Here is a 17,171-nt window from a genome sequence, read left to right on the forward strand (position 1 = left end):
CCTCCCGGCTAAAGCCGGTCCTACGGATCCTATGTGTCGTGAAGCGGTATGCCTGGTTCGTCGCTCTAACGGGTTTTGCGATTGCGCCTTTTACAAATCCCGCTGTTTGCGAAACTGCCCAGGTGGCATGCCGTGGGCGTTGCGGAAGCGGCGGGAGAAGTAGGCTTCGTCGGCGAAACCGCAAAGTCTGGCGACTTCGCCTACAGGTTTGGTGCCGGTAAGCAGCAGCGTGCGGGCCAGGTGCATGCGTCGTTCCAGCACCAGTTCGCTGAAGGTCTTGCCCACTTCCTTGCGCAACCAGTGCGTCAGGTAATTGGGCGATAGAAACGCAGCAGAGGCCGCTTTTTTCAGGCTCAGATCCGGATCGCTGAGGTTCTTGCGCACGTACTCCGACATCCGCGCCAGGGCATCACGACGACTGCGCTCGGCAGCGTTGTCATCGGCGAGGATTTTGATCTGCTCGGCGAACCGCTCGCAGACCGTGCCGATCAGCTGCAACAAACAGCCCTTGAGGATTTCGCGGGTGCCGAACTGGCGCTGCTGATCCAGCCTGCGCATACGGATCAGCAAGGTCTCGATCTCACCGAAGTCGGCATCATCGAGAATGAAATCCAGGCTTTCCTGAAAGCGAAACGGCGACAACTCCGGCGCCAGCGCGATAGGCACGTCCTCCAGATCCAGCGGATCGCACTGCAATTGCGGCAGCAGGAAGGTCTGGGCAAAGTTGATCAGCAGGAAATTGCCAGCGTCCGGATGCGGAATCAGGTGCAGTTTGTGCGGCAGGATAAACGCCAGGGCATGACGCGGGAACGGCCGGATCACGCCGCCGATGTGCTGCACGGTGTCTCCGCCCAGATTGATCTGAATCTGAAAATACTCATGCCGATGCGGCCCGGTTTCGGCGCTGCGGGCATGCTTGTCACGGATGTAGAAATCGGCCCGCTCGCTGCGTTGCTGCATGCCATAGGTCGGCGCTGGCGTTGCTGAATCCATATCGATACCTCGTGTGCAAATACGGCTGCGGCTCTACGCCGCACGTTTATTGTCAGTCGTCCTATGACTTAAATCCGTAAAAATATTTTCAAGCTATTGTCTTGCGATGTCCAAAAGCAAATCCATCACGTCAAATTCTGCAAGCGCTCTACTTCGCATGTTTTGTCCAATTTTGGCTATTTATCGCGGCTTCGCGCGCGGTGTAATTTTCTTGGACAAATACTGAGCAGGCCGTCTGCAAATTAATAAACAGTCTAAGCGTTTGGTTGTTTTTACATCGTCGTACGATCACTTTGGGGCTGCAACTTAACTCGATACCAATAAAAACAATGAGGAATTCTCATGTCGAGCTCCCCTGATATCCAGGCGATCGACGCCCGTGTCGCCGCACCCGCAGCCGCACCGGTTCGTCTGCCTTCCCGCCGTCGCTGGTTCATGCTGTCGCTGTTGTTGATCGCCACGATCATCAACTATGTGGACCGGGTAAACATCTCTATCGCCGCACCCTTCATGGCCAAGGATCTTGGACTGGATAAAGTCGAAATGGGCCTTATCTTCTCCGCCTTTGCCTGGACCTACGCGTTTGCCCTGGTGCCCGCGGGCTTCATCGCTGACCGATTCGGTTCACGAATCACTTACGGCGTATCGCTGATCTCATGGTCTGCGGTCACGGTGTGCCAAGGCATGGCGGGCGGGTTCGCCTCGCTGTTCGGCTTGCGTCTGGCCATCGGTGCCATGGAAGCGCCCGCCTTCCCCGCCAACAGTCGCGCCGTTACCGTCTGGTTTCCCGCCAGAGAACGTGGCCTGGCCAGCAGTATTTATGTCTGTGGCCAGTATCTGGGCACGGCACTTTTCACTGGCCTGCTGCTCTGGCTGGCGACCACTTATGACTGGCGCCACGTCTTCTACAGCACCGGCATCGCGGGCATCCTCTTCGGTATCGCCTGGCTGTTTCTGTATCGCGACCCGCTGTTCTGCAAGAAGGTCAGCAAGGAAGAACTGCAATACATCGAGGACGGCGGCGGCCTGGTGAAAGCCAGCAAGGACAAGAACAAATTCAAGTGGGGGCAAATCGCCGAACTGCTGAAGTATCGCCAGATCTGGGCGATCTGCATCGGCAAGTTTGCCAGCACGTCGGCACTGTACTTTTTCCTGACCTGGTTCCCGACTTACCTGATCGAAGAGCGTCATTTGACCATGGTCAAAGTGGGGATCTTCGCTGTGCTGCCCTTCATCGGCGCCACCGTTGGGGTGCTGCTGGCCGGCGCGATTGCCGACTGGATGATCCGTCGCGGCTATTCCCTGTCGTTCTCCCGCAAGTTACCGCTGGTGGTGGGCTCGGCGCTGGGCATGTCGATCATGCTGGTCAACTTCACCGACTCCAACGAAGTGTGCATTGCGCTGCTGACCATCGCTTTCTTCGCCCAAGGCATCGCGTCGTCGTCGTGGGCGGCGGTGTCGGAAATCGCGCCCAAGGAACTGATTGGCCTGACCGGCGGCGTGACCAGCCTGGCGGCCAACATCGGCGGGATCGTCACGCCGATTGTCATCGGCCAGATCCTGCACGTTACCGGGTCGTTTGCCTACGCGTTCTGGTTCATCGGCGGTGTCGCGCTGATCGGCACGCTCTCGTATTCGTTGCTGCTGGGCAAGATCTACCGCATTGAATTGAAGACCCGCTAACGCAAAAAGAATGTGTGTGACCTTATGCCTCCTCTTGGCAATGGCGTACGCAAGTACGCCTTTTTTATGGCGCGCATTCGCCGTGTTTACTCCAGTTTGAACACCGCTTTGTCCAACTTTGGCCGCTGCCGATCCCGTAGGCTGATCGTCAAGAAGGCTCTAGCTCAAGGAATAACAATGATTGATTACGTGTTCGAACCTGGCCTGATCCGCAGTTTGCCCGTGGCCAATAGCCCCGCACGCTTTCCGGTCGCGCGCGTGTTTTGCCTGGGGCGCAATTATCACTGGGGCGACTCGCAAAACGCCCCACGAGAAATGCCCGCGTTCTTCATGAAGCCCGCCACCTCGGTGATCGATGCCGTGGGCGAGCTGGACTTTCCGCCGCTGACCGAACAGTTCTGCCACGAGATCGAACTGGTGGTCGCCATCGGCACGGGCGGTTTCAACATCGATGAAGCTCAGGCGCTGGACCACGTCTGGGGCTACGCCGCCGGTCTGGACCTTACCCGCCGCGATTTGCAGATGGCGGCCAAAGCGGTGGGCCAGCCCTGGGAAGCGGCCAAGGCCTTCGACGGTTCGGCGCCCATCAGCCCCATCCAGCCCGCCAGCACGCTGGGACATCCCAACCAGGGCGCGCTGTGGCTGAACGTCAACGGCGTCGAGCGCCAGCGCTCGGACCTTGAAAGCCAGATCTGGTCGGTGGCTGAAATCGTCAGCCGCCTGTCGCAGTCGATCCGGCTGATCCCCGGCGACCTGATCATGACCGGCACGCCGCCCGGCGTCGATGTCCTGCAATCCGGTGATGTGATCAGCGCGGGCATCGCGGGTATCGGCAAATTCGAAGTACGTATTGGCGGCCGTTGCGCTGCCTGATCCAGAAATGATGAAGCGGAGATATAACAATGACTGACAATTCCCTCCCGAAAATCGCCTTGGTCACCGGCGCTGGCAGCGGCATCGGCCGTGCAGTTGCGCTCGGTCTGCTGGCTGATGGCTACAAGGTCGTGGTCACCGGACGACGTCTGGAACCGCTTGAGGAATTGGTGGCACTGGCCGCCGAGCAAGGCGGCGAAGCGCTGGCGGTGTCCTCTGATGTGCGCGATCCAGCCAGCGTCGATGCCCTGTTCGCCACCATCGAAGAGGTTTATGGCCGACTCGATGTGATCTTCAACAATGCCGGCGTCAACGCTCCAGCCGTGCCGATGGACGAACTGCCGGTGGAGAAGTGGCTGAACGTGATCGACACCAACGTCACCGGGGTTTTCCTGTGCAGCCGTGGCGCTTTCGGCCTGATGCGCAAACAGTCGCCCCAGGGCGGACGCATCATCAACAACGGTTCGATTTCCGCCCACACCCCGCGCCCGTTCACCGGGCCTTACACCGCCAGCAAACACGCGGTACTGGGGTTGACCAAGAGCCTGGCGCTGGACGGCCGCGAATTCAACATCGCCTGCAGCCAGATCGACATCGGCAACGCGCTGACCGAACTGTCCGTGCGCATGACCAAAGGCGTGCGCCAGGCCAATGGCGAGACCGCCGTGGAGCCGATGATCGACGTCAAGCACATTGCCGATGCCGTGCGTTACATCGCCAACCTGCCGCTATCAGCCAATGTGCTGAACATGACGGTCATGGCCACCAACATGCCCTTCGTCGGCCGTGGCTGATCATTCCTTCTGAATTTTGCTTGAGCGAGAACGCCATGAAACCTGAAATCCTGCAACTGAGCCCGATCCTGATCCCCGAGATCAACGCGCGGCTCAACGAGCTGTACACCGTTCGCCCGTACTTCCAGCAGACCGACAAGGCCGCTTACCTGCGCGAACACGGCGCCAACATCAGCGGCGTGGTGACGGGCGGCCACACGGGCATTACCCGCGCGGTGATGGAGCAATTGCCTGCCGTGAAAGTCATTGCCGTCAATGGCGTCGGCACTGACGCAGTGGACTTGGCCTACGCTCGCGACCGTGGCATTCATGTCACCGCAACCATTGGCGCGCTGACCGAAGACGTGGCTGACCTGGCTATCGGCCTGCTGATCTCTGCCTGCCGTGGCCTGTGCACCGCCGACCGCTACGTGCGCAGTGGCGCATGGCCGCAAAGCCCGACGCCATTGGCACCGATCCCGTTGGCCCGCCAGTTCAGCGGCATGAAAATCGGCATCGTCGGCCTGGGTCGCGTCGGTCGCGCTGTCGCCACCCGTGCGGCGGCCTTCGGTTGCCCGATCAGCTACACCGATCTGAAGGCCATGGACGACGTGCCTTATACCTTCGTCGCCGATCTGATCGAACTGGCTCGACACAGCGACGCATTGATCGTCGCCGCCGCAGCCGACAAGGCCAAAGGCATCATCAACGCGCAAGTGTTGGCAGCGCTGGGCGACGAAGGGTATCTGATCAACGTGGCACGCGGCAGCCTGGTCAATGAACCGGACCTGCTCGCCGCGCTCAAAACGGGCTCGATTGCCGGTGCGGGCCTGGACGTTTTCGTCGATGAGCCGAATGTGCCAAGCGAGCTGTTCGAACTGGAATCCGTCGTGCTCCAGCCCCACCGCGCCAGCGCAACCGTGCAGACCCGCACGCGAATGGGCGAAATGGTCCTGGCCAGCCTTGCGCAAGGTCTGGCGGGAGAAAAGCCGAGCGCTGCTGTTCTTTGATCTGAATTCAACGCTTGACGGGGTAGAACGATCGTTCTACCTTTCTCTCCATGAACACACCAACGACTACAACCGTGCAGGACAAAATCCTGCAAACCGCCGAGCAGCTCATTTACCAGAACGGGATTCATGCCATGGGCATGGATTTGCTGGTACGCACGTCGGGCGTCGCCCGCAAAAGCATTTATCGCTACTACGCCACCAAGGATGAAGTCGCGGTGCATGCCTTGAGCGCGCGGGATATCCGCTGGATGGCCTGGTTTCGCAGCGAGACCGACAAGGCGCCAACTCCCGAAGCGCGCATCCTGAATATGTTCGCAGTGCTCAAGGGCTGGTTTGAGTCGGAAGGTTTTCGCGGCTGCGCATTTATCAATACCGCAGGTGAAATCGGCGACCCTGCCGATCCGGTCCGCCAACTGGCCAAGGCCCACAAGCAAAAGCTATTCGATTACGTCCTCGAGTTGTGTCAGCCGTTGGGCGTCGCGCAACCCGAGATGCTGGCCAAACAGTTGCTGATCCTCATCGACGGCGCCATCACGCTGGCGCGGGTCATGGCCGATCACAGCGCGGCGTACAGCGCGCGGGATGTGGCCGAGTTGCTGCTCAAATCTGCCCGGATCAATGAACCGCCACTCCTCACGCCCATCGTCTAGAGGTCTCGTCATGTCGTCCAATACCGAAACACGTCCTCCTCTGCCACCGTTCACCCGCGAATCGGCCATCCAGAAAGTCCGCCTTGCTGAAGATGGCTGGAACAGTCGCGACCCGGAGAAAGTAGCGCTGGCCTATACCCTGGATACCCGCTGGCGCAATCGCACGGAATTCGCCACCAATCGCGACGAAGCCAAGGGCTTTCTCACACGCAAATGGGCCAAAGAGCTGGATTATCGACTGATCAAAGAGCTCTGGGCGTTCACCGATAACCGCATCGCCGTGCGTTACGCCTATGAATGGCACGACGATTCGGGCAACTGGTTTCGTTCATACGGCAATGAAAATTGGGAGTTCGCCGAGAACGGTTTGATGGCCAACCGGTTTGCCTGCATCAACGACATGCCGATCAAGGAATCGGAACGCAAATTCCACTGGCCGCTGGGCCGACGTCCGGATGATCATCCTGGGCTTTCGGAATTGGGGTTGTAGGAGCTATCGCAACTCGGCCCAACGGATAACGGACACTGGCGGGATTTGAGTCTATGGACTATATTTGACATTAAATGTATCTACAGACTCAAAGAGAGGTCATTGCCATGTCGGCAGTCCTTCAACTCCAGGCATTCACCAAGGCGCAATGCGCTGCAGGCTTGCGTGCCGCCGTCGCCATTCTTGAAAAGTGGCGAGCCTCCAGTGATCAAACGTGTCGCATCCTGCGTATATCACGCAGCACTTACGTACGCGCCAACCAGCAGGACCCCGCGTGGTCCGTGAGTCTGGACGCGGATCAGATGCAACGCATCAGCTTCGTCCTCAACATCCACGCCGCCCTGCGCCTGGTGTTTGATAATCCGGATAACGTCTACGGTTTCCCGGCAATGGCTAACCATAACGAGTTCTTCAACGGCCGCTCGCCGCTGGAAATCATGGCCCAGGGCGACATGATTTCCCTGTACGAAACCTTCCGGCGCATCGATGTCCTGCGCGGAGGCTTGTGGTGATGCTCAGCCAGTTGCCGAGCCTGAATGACGAGCAACGCCAAGCCTATCGACTGGTCAACTCCAAATTCCCGCCCATCGAACTGTTCGATGATGTCGCCAGCGCCGACGAGTTTGAAGCCCTGTATCAAATTCAGGCGCTGACCAATCCGAGGTTATTGAATCAAGCCGGACGTCTGGAATTGATCCCGCTTGCGCAAATCCCGTTCGGCATCACCGGCTGCTCTTACGCGACTGCGCCCTTTACCCATATCAACCCGAGCGGCTCGCGGTTCAGTGATGGCAGTTATGGAGTGTTGTATCTGGCGGACACCCTGGATACGGCGCTGGCTGAAGTTCAGCATCACCAGAACAAATACTGGTCGAACGTGCAAAACCTCAGCTACGAACGGTTTGTGTTCCGAGGGCTGTCCTGCACCTTCAATGAGGCCGGGATGCTGGACGCGGTGTCCGTGCCGCTGACCGATCCCATTTACGATCCGGACGATTACACCGACTCGCACCGACTGGGCCGGGAAGTCAGAGCCACGGGCAGCAACGGTTTGCGTTACCGCTCGGTCAGGGCCCACGGCCAATACTGCTGGGCACTTATGAAACCCCGGCCGGTTTCATCGATCATCCAGACCGCGCATTACGAGATGGTCTGGAACGGCCAGATCACCAGCGTCAGCAAAATCAGCGAAGTGTCAGCGACCAAAGCAGATCCCGCCCCATAAAAAAGGGCCCATGACGGTGAAGTCACGGGCCCTTTTTACGTTTCAAGGCATGGCCTAGAACGGAATATCATCATCAAAACTGTCGAAATCTGCAGCCGGTTGCGGCGCTTGTTGCGGAGCCGGACGCGATTCGCGTTGTGGCTGGGCTTGAGGCGCGGACTGCTGCGGACGCGACTGTTGAGGACGCGGTGCAGAATTCTGCTGATAACCACCGCCACCTTGCCCCTGTGGAGCGCCTTCGCCTTGAGGACGACCGCCCAGCAGTTGCATGGTGCCTTGCATGTCGACGACGATTTCAGTGGTGTAACGCTTGATGCCGTCTTTTTCCCACTCGCGGGTTTGCAGCTTGCCTTCGATGTAGACCTGAGAGCCCTTGCGCAGGTACTCGCCGGCAATTTCAGCGACTTTGCCGAACATCGAAACGCGGTGCCATTCAGTCTTTTCGACTTTCTGACCGGTTTGCTTGTCGGTCCACTGTTCGCTGGTCGCCAGACTCAGGTTGGTCACGGCGTTACCGTTAGGCAAGTAGCGAACTTCGGGATCCTGGCCGCAAGTGCCGACCAATATGACTTTGTTAACCCCACGGGCCATAACGTTCTCCTAGGCTTCGCACGTTTCGGTCGATGGATTGACCATTCGTTCCAGAGACGCGCGATCCAATAGTGCTGTGTCTAATTTGATATAGATGGCTGCCTCTTCAGCAACCACCACTGCATCCGTTACACCTGCTACAGCCATCAACCGCGCTGCCAGGCCTGTGTCACGCTGCGCTTGCGGCGACAACGGCAAGCGAAGACTCGTGACGTAAGGCGGTTCGCGCATGGTGACTGCGACGGCCAGCCAGATCGCAGCCATGGCCGCGCCGCCGAGGAAAACCACATCGAGCCCGCCATGCTGGAACAACCAGCCGCCGAGTATCCCACCTGCGGCCGAACCAAGGAACTGGCTCGTGGAATAAACTCCCATCGCCGTGCCTTTTCCGCCAGCCGGTGAAACCTTGCTGATCAGTGACGGAAGTGAAGCTTCCAGCAGATTGAACGCGATGAAGAATACCACTGTCCCGATGACCAGCGCTCGCAAGGTATCGCCATACGCCCAGAAGAATAGCTCAGTGAGCATCAGCACGCCCACGGCACCAATCAGCACGCGCTTCATCTGACGCTTTTTCTCACCATAAATGATGAAGGGAATCATTGCGAAAAATGAAATCAGCAGCGCTGTGAGATAGACCCACCAGTGCTGTTCCTTGGGCAAACCGGCTTTGGTGACCAGCGCCAGCGGCAGCGCGACGAAGCTTGACATGAGCATTGCGTGCAACACGAAGATACCTAAATCCAGGCGCAGCAGGTCTGGGTGGCGCAACGTCGGCCCCAACGCCTGGCGTGCGACACCGGATTCGCGGTGCTGCAAGGTGCCGGTCCTTTTCGGAACCACGAACGCGACGATCAAGATTCCAAGCAAGGCCATCGCGCCAGTGGCGAGAAACAGTCCGGACAAACCAAATGCGCGGGTCAGCAACGGGCCGACCACCATCGCCACCGCAAATGACAGACCAATGGTCATGCCGATCATGGCCATGGCCTTGGTGCGATGCTGTTCCCGGGTCAGATCTGACAACAAGGCCATCACCGCAGCCGAAATTGCGCCTGCGCCTTGCAGGATGCGTCCGGCGATAATTCCCCAGATCGAGTCGGCGTTGGCCGCGAGCACGCTGCCCAAGGCAAAAATAATCAGCCCGAAATAAATCACCGGGCGTCGGCCGATCCGGTCGGAAAGAACGCCGAACGGAATCTGCAACACCGCCTGGGTCAGGCCGTACGCGCCAATGGCCAGGCCGATCAGCGCCGGACTGGCGCCCGCCATGTCCATGCCGTAGGTAGCCAGGACCGGCAAAACCATGAACATGCCAAGCATGCGAAACGCAAACACCAGGGCCAGACCACCTGCCGCGCGGGTCTCGCCGCCACTCATTCGCTCGCTGTGGGGATCGTGCATGGAAAAACCTCATGTGAACCGGCGGCGATTCTACCAGTCCCATCGGTTGACGGGGTATATCGCGACGCTTTGCCGCGCATAGATGACATGGTCTTCATGTTAGGGCGCGACAGTGTGCATCCATCCAGTATTTGACCGTATACTCCCATGTTTTCGATGCCCGCCGAGCGAGGCCACTTTGGACAAGATCCTGATTCGTGGGGCCCGAACCCACAACCTGAAAAACATCGACCTTACCCTGCCACGCGACAAGCTGATCGTTATCACCGGGCTTTCCGGCTCTGGCAAATCGTCGCTGGCCTTTGACACGCTGTATGCCGAAGGGCAGCGGCGCTATGTCGAATCCCTTTCCGCATACGCCCGGCAATTCCTCTCGATGATGGAAAAGCCGGACGTCGACACCATCGAAGGCCTGTCGCCAGCGATTTCCATCGAGCAGAAATCCACGTCGCACAACCCGCGCTCCACTGTCGGCACCATCACCGAGATCTACGATTACCTGCGCCTGCTGTACGCGCGGGTCGGTCAGCCTCGTTGCCCGGATCACGACATTCCGCTGGAAGCGCAGACCGTCAGCCAGATGGTTGACCTGGTCATGGCGCAACCCGAAGGCAGCAAGTTGATGCTGCTGGCGCCGGTGATTCGTGAGCGCAAAGGCGAGCACCTTTCGGTGTTCGAAGAACTGCGTGCTCAGGGTTTCGTGCGGGCCAGAGTCAATGGTCGGCTGTGCGAACTCGACGAGTTGCCCAAGCTGGACAAGCAGAAGAAGCATTCCATTGATGTGGTCGTCGACCGCTTCAAGGTGCGCCCTGACCTGCAACAGCGGCTGGCGGAGTCGTTCGAGACCGCGCTGAAGCTGGCGGACGGTATCGCCTGGGTAGCACCGATGGACGACGAGCCGGGCGAAGAGATGATTTTCTCTGCACGCTTTGCTTGCCCGATCTGCGGCCACGCGATCAGCGAGCTGGAACCCAAGCTGTTCTCGTTCAACAACCCGGCTGGCGCCTGTCCGACCTGTGACGGCCTGGGCGTGAAGCAATTCTTCGACATCAAGCGTCTGGTGAATGGCGAACTGACCCTGGCTGAAGGTGCGATACGCGGCTGGGACCGCCGTAACGTTTACTACTTCCAGATGCTCGGATCGCTGGCCAAGCATTACGGCTTCAGCCTGGAAGTGCCATTCAAAGAGCTGCCCGCCGAACAGCAGAAGATCCTGCTCAACGGCAGCGGCTCGCAGAGCGTGGACTTCCGCTACCTGAACGACCGTGGCGACATTGTCAAACGCGCGCATCCGTTCGAAGGCATCGTGCCCAATCTGGAGCGTCGTTATCGGGAAACGGAATCGGCAACCGTTCGTGAAGAACTGGCCAAGTTCCTCGGCACGCAGCCTTGCCCGGATTGTCGCGGCACCCGCTTGCGTCGCGAAGCGCGTCACGTCTGGGTCGGTGAGAAAACCCTGCCGGCGGTGACCAACATGCCGATTGGCGACGCCACCGAGTATTTCGGCGTGCTGAAACTGACCGGCCGACGCGGGGAAATCGCCGACAAGATCCTCAAGGAAATTCGCGAGCGCCTGCAATTTCTGGTCAACGTCGGCCTCGATTATCTGACCCTGGATCGCAGTGCCGACACCTTGTCCGGTGGCGAGGCGCAACGGATTCGTCTGGCCAGCCAGATTGGCGCAGGCCTGGTCGGGGTGATGTACATCCTCGATGAGCCGTCCATTGGTCTGCATCAACGGGACAACGACCGTTTGCTGGGCACGCTTAAGCATCTGCGTGACATCGGCAACACCGTGATCGTGGTCGAGCACGACGAAGATGCCATTCGCCTTGCGGACTACGTGGTCGATATCGGCCCGGGCGCGGGCGTGCATGGCGGTCACATCGTGGCCGAAGGCACTCCCGCCGAAGTGATGGCCCATCCTGACTCGCTGACTGGCAAATACCTTTCCGGTCGCGTGAAGATCGCAATCCCGGCCAAGCGCACACCGCGCAACAAGAAGCTGTCGCTGACCCTCAAGGGTGCTCGGGGCAACAACTTGCGCAACGTGGATCTGGAAATCCCCATCGGCCTGCTGACCTGCGTCACCGGGGTTTCCGGTTCGGGCAAATCTACGCTGATCAACAACACGCTGTTCCCGCTCAGCGCCACCGCGCTCAATGGCGCGACCACGCTGGAAGCGGCGACCCACGACAGCATCAACGGCTTGCAACACCTCGATAAAGTCGTGGACATCGACCAGAGCCCGATTGGTCGTACGCCGCGCTCCAACCCGGCGACGTACACCGGGCTGTTTACGCCGATTCGTGAGCTGTTCGCTGGCGTTCCGGAATCGCGCTCCCGTGGTTACGGTCCCGGGCGGTTCTCGTTCAACGTCAAGGGCGGCCGTTGCGAGGCGTGTCAGGGCGACGGCTTGATCAAGGTCGAAATGCACTTTCTGCCGGACATCTATGTGCCGTGCGACGTGTGCAAGAGCAAGCGCTACAACCGCGAAACCCTTGAGATCAAGTACAAGAGCAAGAACATCCACGAAGTGCTGGAAATGACCATCGAGGAAGCACGTGTGTTCTTCGATGCCGTCCCGGCCCTGGCGCGCAAACTGCAAACGCTAATGGATGTGGGTTTGTCCTACATCAAGCTCGGCCAGTCGGCGACGACCTTGTCCGGTGGTGAAGCCCAGCGGGTCAAACTGTCCCGCGAGCTTTCCAAGCGCGATACCGGCAAGACGCTGTACATCCTCGACGAGCCGACCACCGGCCTGCACTTCGCGGATATTCAGCAGTTGCTGGACGTGCTGCATCGTTTGCGCGACCACGGCAACACCGTGGTGGTCATCGAGCACAACCTGGATGTGATCAAGACGGCGGACTGGCTGGTCGACCTCGGGCCAGAAGGCGGTTCCAAGGGTGGGCAGATCATCGCGGTGGGTACGCCTGAGCAGGTCTCCGAGATGGAGCAATCCTACACCGGGCATTACCTCAAGCCTCTGCTGCTGCGGGATAAAGCCTAACGGCTTGACCGCGAGGCAATAAAAAGCCCCTGTCATATTATGTGCAGGGGCTTTTTCATGCGTGACGAACGGTGCGGATCAGAACTGCGATTGCAGATAGTTTTCCAGACCGATGCGCTTGATCAGACCCAGTTGCTGTTCAAGCCAATAGGTGTGGTCTTCTTCGGTGTCTGCCAACTGGATACGCAGGATATCGCGGCTGACGTAATCCTTGTGCAGCTCACAGAGCTCAATGCCTTTGCACAGCGCGGCACGCACCTTGTATTCCAGGCGAAGATCGCTGGCGAGCATCTCAGGGACTGTGGTGCCGATATCCAGGTCATCCGCACGCATGCGCGGCGTGCCTTCGAGCATCAGGATGCGGCGCATCAATGCGTCGGCGTGTTGGGTCTCTTCTTCCATCTCGTGATTGATACGTTCGTAGAGCTTGCTGAAGCCCCAGTCTTCGTACATCCGCGAATGGATGAAATATTGGTCACGCGCTGCCAGTTCGCCAACCAGCAACGTCTTGAGATAATCGATTACATCCGGGTGACCTTGCATCGCCCTAAATCTCCCTGCTTTAAAGTGTGGAGTTTGAACCAGCCGCGCGCCAAGGTCACTTGCCAAACTGCAAATAAGTGGTCAAAAGCAGCGAAAGTCGGACAACCGGATGCGAAAAACCGCCCAAATGAGGGCGGTTCTGTTTATCACTTCGAGTTAGCCCAGCTGAACGCCCAAAGCGTCAGCCACACCCTGGCCATAAGCGGCATCGGCTTTGAAGAAATGCTGCAGTTGACGCTGCACCACATCACTGGAAACCCCAGCCATGGCTCCGGCAATATTGCTGATCAGCAACGCTTTCTGGTCAGTGTTCATCAGGTTGAACAACTTGCCCGCCTGACTGTAGTAATCGCCATCTTCGCGATGATCGTAACGATCAGCCGCGCCACTCAATGCCAGCGCAGGTTCTGCGTAACGAGGATCCTGCTTCGGCGCATCGGCGTAGCTGTTCGGCTCGTAGTTTGGCGCCGACCCGCCGTTGCTGCCGAACGCCATGGAACCGTCACGCTGATAGCTGTGAACCGGGTTACGAGGCGCGTTGATCGGCAGTTGCTGGTGATTGGTGCCTACCCGATAGCGGTGGGCATCAGCGTAAGCAAACACGCGACCTTGCAGCATGCGGTCCGGCGAAAGGCCTACGCCCGGCACCATGTTGCTCGGACCAAATGCGGCTTGCTCGACTTCGGCAAAGTAATTCTGCGGATTGCGATTGAGCTCAAGCTCGCCCACTTCGATCAGCGGATACTCTTTCTGCGACCAGGTTTTGGTCACATCAAACGGATTTTCGTGATGCGCCGCCGCTTGGGCTTCGGTCATCAGCTGGATGCAGACGGTCCACTTGGGGAAATCGCCTTTCTCGATAGCGCCAAACAGGTCCCGTTGAGCGTAATCAGGATCGGTACCGGCAATGCGCGCGGCATCAGCCGGAGCCAGGTTCTTGATGCCTTGCTGGGTCTTGTAGTGCCATTTGACCCAGTGACGCTCACCAGCCGCGCTGATCAAGCTGTACGTGTGGCTACCGAAGCCATGCATGTGACGATAGCCGTCCGGAATGCCGCGATCAGAAAACAGAATCGTGACCTGGTGCAACGCCTCAGGCGAATGCGACCAGAAGTCCCACATCATCTGTCCGCTTTTCAGATTGCTCTGCGGCAGGCGTTTCTGGGTGTGGATGAAATCCGGAAACTTCAGCGGATCACGAATGAAGAACACTGGCGTGTTGTTGCCAACAATGTCCCAGTTGCCTTCTTCGGTGTAGAACTTCAGGGCGAAACCACGTGGGTCACGCTCGGTATCGGCCGAACCACGTTCGCCACCCACTGTGGAAAAGCGCAGGAAGATGGGGGTTTGCTTGCCAACGGTGTCGAACAGTTTGGCGCTGGTGTACTGCGAGATATCACGGCTGACCGTAAAAGTACCGTGAGCGCCCGAGCCTTTGGCATGAACGCGGCGTTCCGGAATGTTTTCGCGGTTGAAGTGAGCAAGCTTCTCAAGCAGATGGAAATCGTCGAGGAGCAGCGGGCCACGCGGGCCGGCAGAGCGGGAATTCTGGTTATCGGCGACAGGTGCGCCGCTGGCGGTTGTAAGCGTTTTATTCTGGCTCATGCAATCTACTTCCTCTGTCAGTCTTTGAACTGCCGGCTAATTGGCTGGAAGGGAGTATTGATCATCGACGTTACACCTACAAATTCATTAATTCGTCGGCGCCGATAGAAAATAACTAACTCACTCCCCGTGCGCATCATGCCCAGAGCCCGAAAGGGAAACTTGTACGAACCGTGCTTTTCTTGCAGAAACAAAAAACCGGGCACAAGGCCCGGTTCTTTGTTTCAGACTGACGTCTTACTCAGCGGATACAGCTTCACCGCCGGCTGGACGATCAACCAGTTCGACATACGCCATAGGCGCGTTGTCGCCAGTGCGGAAACCGCACTTGAGGATGCGCAGGTAGCCACCCTCACGGGTTGCATAACGCTTGCCCAGATCGTTGAACAGCTTACCAACGATTGCTTTCGAACGAGTACGGTCGAAAGCCAGACGGCGGTTAGCCAGACTGTCTGTCTTGGCCAAAGTGATCAGCGGCTCAGCAACGCGGCGCAGTTCTTTGGCTTTCGGCAATGTAGTTTTGATCAGCTCGTGCTCGAACAGCGACACCGCCATGTTTTGAAACATGGCCTTACGGTGGGAGCTAGTCCGGCTCAGGTGACGACCACTTTTACGATGACGCATGGTTCATTCCTTACCAAACACAACGTTCGGTGATTACGACGATCAGGCAGTCGCCTTGTCGTCCTTCTTAAGACTTGCCGGCGGCCAGTTGTCGAGGCGCATGCCGAGGGACAGACCACGGGAGGCCAGGACGTCCTTGATCTCAGTCAAGGATTTCTTGCCAAGGTTCGGAGTCTTCAACAGTTCTACTTCGGTGCGCTGAATCAGGTCGCCGATGTAGTAAATGTTCTCCGCCTTGAGGCAGTTGGCCGAACGTACAGTCAGTTCCAAATCGTCAACCGGACGGAGCAGGATCGGATCGATCTCGTCTTCCTGTTCGATTACCACTGGTTCGCTGTCACCTTTGAGGTCGACGAACGCAGCCAACTGCTGTTGCAGAATGGTTGCAGCGCGGCGAATAGCCTCTTCAGGATCCAGAGTACCGTTGGTTTCCAGATCAATAACCAGCTTGTCCAGGTTAGTACGCTGCTCGACACGGGCGTTTTCCACCACGTATGCGATACGGCGAACCGGGCTGAACGAAGAATCGAGCTGCAAGCGACCAATGCTGCGGCTTTCGTCTTCATCGCTCTGACGCGAGTCTGCCGGTTCATAACCACGACCACGAGCTACGGTGAGCTTCATGTTCAGGGCGCCGTTAGACGCCAGGTTAGCGATTACGTGATCGGGATTAACGATCTCGACATCATGATCCAGCTGAATATCGGCAGCGGTAACCACCCCCGAACCCTTCTTCGACAAGGTCAGCGTAACTTCGTCTCGACCGTGCAGCTTGATAGCCAGACCTTTAAGGTTCAACAGGATTTCAATGACATCTTCCTGTACACCTTCGATGGCGCTGTACTCATGGAGTACACCGTCAATCTCGGCCTCGACTACTGCACAGCCGGGCATGGAGGACAACAGGATGCGGCGCAGCGCGTTGCCCAGGGTATGGCCAAAACCACGCTCGAGAGGCTCGAGAGTGATTTTAGCGCGGGTTGGACTGACAACCTGCACATCAATATGGCGGGGTGTCAGGAACTCATTTACCGAAATCTGCATGGATGCACCTATTTTCTAGCCCTTACTTGGAGTAGAGCTCGACAATCAGGCTTTCGTTGATGTCGGCGGACAGATCACTGCGAGCAGGAACGTTTTTGAAGACGCCCGACTTCTTCTCAATGTCTACTTCTACCCATTCTACGCGGCCACGTTGGGCACACAGATCGAGAGCTTGGACAATGCGCAGTTGGTTCTTAGCCTTTTCGCGGATAGCAACCACGTCACCAGCACGAACCTGGTACGAAGGAACGTTAACGGTTTTGCCGTTGACGCTGACCGACTTGTGCGAAACCAATTGACGGGATTCGGCACGTGTCGAGCCGAAGCCCATGCGGTATACGACGTTATCCAGGCGGCATTCGAGCAGTTGCAGCAGGTTCTCACCAGTAGCGCCTTTCTTGCCGGCAGCTTCTTTGTAGTAACCGCTGAACTGACGTTCGAGAACGCCATAGATGCGACGTACTTTTTGTTTCTCACGCAGCTGAGTACCGTAATCGGACTGGCGACCGCGGCGTTGGCCGTGGATGCCTGGAGCTGCTTCGATGTTGCACTTGGATTCGATAGCGCGAACGCCGCTCTTCAAAAAGAGATCGGTGCCTTCACGACGAGCAAGTTTGCATTTTGGACCAATGTAACGAGCCATTTCT

The 17,171-nt window shown here is 58.1% G+C and carries 17 protein-coding genes; 9 read left to right on the forward strand and 8 right to left on the reverse strand.

All coding sequences use genetic code 11. The features are described from left to right. Positions 1 to 90: 90 nt before the first annotated feature. Positions 91 to 960: an AraC family transcriptional regulator gene (locus tag CFII64_RS10055; protein WP_156883159.1), complete on the reverse strand. Its 870-nt coding sequence runs from the start codon at positions 958 to 960 to the stop codon at positions 91 to 93. Positions 961 to 1,335: 375 nt separating this feature from the next. On the opposite strand from CFII64_RS10055, the gene CFII64_RS10060 reads away from it, so the two are divergent. The 8 genes from CFII64_RS10060 (at position 1,336) to CFII64_RS10095 (ending at position 7,700) form a co-directional block, all read left to right on the forward strand. Continuing rightward, a complete protein-coding gene (locus tag CFII64_RS10060; protein ID WP_020290679.1) occupies positions 1,336 to 2,676 on the forward strand; it encodes an MFS transporter in 1,341 nt (446 codons plus the stop codon). 171 nt (positions 2,677 to 2,847) lie between these two features. After that, the gene (locus CFII64_RS10065; RefSeq protein ID WP_044901287.1) at positions 2,848 to 3,549 is read left to right on the forward strand and encodes a fumarylacetoacetate hydrolase family protein; all 702 of its coding nucleotides are present in this window, start codon (positions 2,848 to 2,850) and stop codon (positions 3,547 to 3,549) included. Between the two features lie 29 nt (positions 3,550 to 3,578). Then, entirely contained in the window at positions 3,579 to 4,343 is a 765-nt protein-coding gene (locus tag CFII64_RS10070) for an SDR family oxidoreductase (RefSeq protein ID WP_020290681.1), read from the forward strand. A gap of 35 nt (positions 4,344 to 4,378) precedes the next feature. Beyond that, positions 4,379 to 5,332: a 2-hydroxyacid dehydrogenase gene (locus CFII64_RS10075; protein WP_020290682.1), complete on the forward strand. Its 954-nt coding sequence runs from the start codon at positions 4,379 to 4,381 to the stop codon at positions 5,330 to 5,332. 50 nt (positions 5,333 to 5,382) lie between these two features. Beyond that, positions 5,383 to 5,985 (forward strand): TetR/AcrR family transcriptional regulator, encoded by a 603-nt coding sequence (locus CFII64_RS10080; RefSeq protein ID WP_044901285.1) that lies wholly within the window; start codon positions 5,383 to 5,385, stop codon positions 5,983 to 5,985. Positions 5,986 to 5,995: 10 nt separating this feature from the next. Next, positions 5,996 to 6,475, forward strand: coding sequence for a nuclear transport factor 2 family protein (locus tag CFII64_RS10085; RefSeq protein ID WP_020290684.1), 480 nt, complete (start codon positions 5,996 to 5,998; stop codon positions 6,473 to 6,475). A 107-nt stretch (positions 6,476 to 6,582) separates the two neighbouring features. Beyond that, positions 6,583 to 6,987, forward strand: coding sequence for a hypothetical protein (locus CFII64_RS10090; RefSeq protein WP_020290685.1), 405 nt, complete (start codon positions 6,583 to 6,585; stop codon positions 6,985 to 6,987). Further along, a complete protein-coding gene (locus CFII64_RS10095; RefSeq protein ID WP_020290686.1) occupies positions 6,987 to 7,700 on the forward strand; it encodes an RES family NAD+ phosphorylase in 714 nt (237 codons plus the stop codon). The genes CFII64_RS10090 and CFII64_RS10095 overlap by 1 nt, the downstream gene beginning before the upstream one ends. Before the next feature lie 54 nt (positions 7,701 to 7,754). Here the strand turns inward: CFII64_RS10095 and CFII64_RS10100 are convergent, their stop codons facing one another. Next, on the reverse strand, positions 7,755 to 8,291 hold the full coding sequence (locus CFII64_RS10100; protein ID WP_020290687.1) for a single-stranded DNA-binding protein: 537 nt from the start codon (positions 8,289 to 8,291) through the stop codon (positions 7,755 to 7,757). A gap of 9 nt (positions 8,292 to 8,300) precedes the next feature. Further along, entirely contained in the window at positions 8,301 to 9,695 is a 1,395-nt protein-coding gene (locus tag CFII64_RS10105) for an MFS transporter (RefSeq protein ID WP_020290688.1), read from the reverse strand. 178 nt (positions 9,696 to 9,873) lie between these two features. Between CFII64_RS10105 and uvrA the strand changes: the two genes are divergently transcribed. After that, a complete protein-coding gene (gene uvrA, locus CFII64_RS10110; RefSeq protein ID WP_020290689.1) occupies positions 9,874 to 12,708 on the forward strand; it encodes an excinuclease ABC subunit UvrA in 2,835 nt (944 codons plus the stop codon). Between the two features lie 78 nt (positions 12,709 to 12,786). Here uvrA and bfr read toward each other — a convergent pair whose 3' ends face one another. From bfr to rpsD, 5 genes are all read right to left on the reverse strand, one after another. Beyond that, positions 12,787 to 13,251 (reverse strand): bacterioferritin, encoded by a 465-nt coding sequence (gene bfr, locus CFII64_RS10115; RefSeq protein WP_020290690.1) that lies wholly within the window; start codon positions 13,249 to 13,251, stop codon positions 12,787 to 12,789. A gap of 156 nt (positions 13,252 to 13,407) precedes the next feature. Then, positions 13,408 to 14,856, reverse strand: coding sequence for a catalase (locus CFII64_RS10120; protein ID WP_020290691.1), 1,449 nt, complete (start codon positions 14,854 to 14,856; stop codon positions 13,408 to 13,410). Positions 14,857 to 15,093: 237 nt separating this feature from the next. Continuing rightward, positions 15,094 to 15,480, reverse strand: coding sequence for a 50S ribosomal protein L17 (gene rplQ, locus CFII64_RS10125; RefSeq protein ID WP_008145500.1), 387 nt, complete (start codon positions 15,478 to 15,480; stop codon positions 15,094 to 15,096). A 42-nt stretch (positions 15,481 to 15,522) separates the two neighbouring features. After that, positions 15,523 to 16,524 (reverse strand): DNA-directed RNA polymerase subunit alpha, encoded by a 1,002-nt coding sequence (rpoA, locus tag CFII64_RS10130; RefSeq protein ID WP_003176403.1) that lies wholly within the window; start codon positions 16,522 to 16,524, stop codon positions 15,523 to 15,525. A 22-nt stretch (positions 16,525 to 16,546) separates the two neighbouring features. After that, a complete protein-coding gene (rpsD, locus tag CFII64_RS10135) occupies positions 16,547 to 17,167 on the reverse strand; it encodes a 30S ribosomal protein S4 (protein ID WP_020290692.1) in 621 nt (206 codons plus the stop codon). Between the last annotated feature and the right edge of the window lie 4 nt (positions 17,168 to 17,171).

It is taken from the genome of Pseudomonas sp. CFII64 (genome assembly GCF_000416235.1).
In the GTDB taxonomy this organism is placed as follows: Bacteria; Pseudomonadota; Gammaproteobacteria; order Pseudomonadales; family Pseudomonadaceae; genus Aquipseudomonas.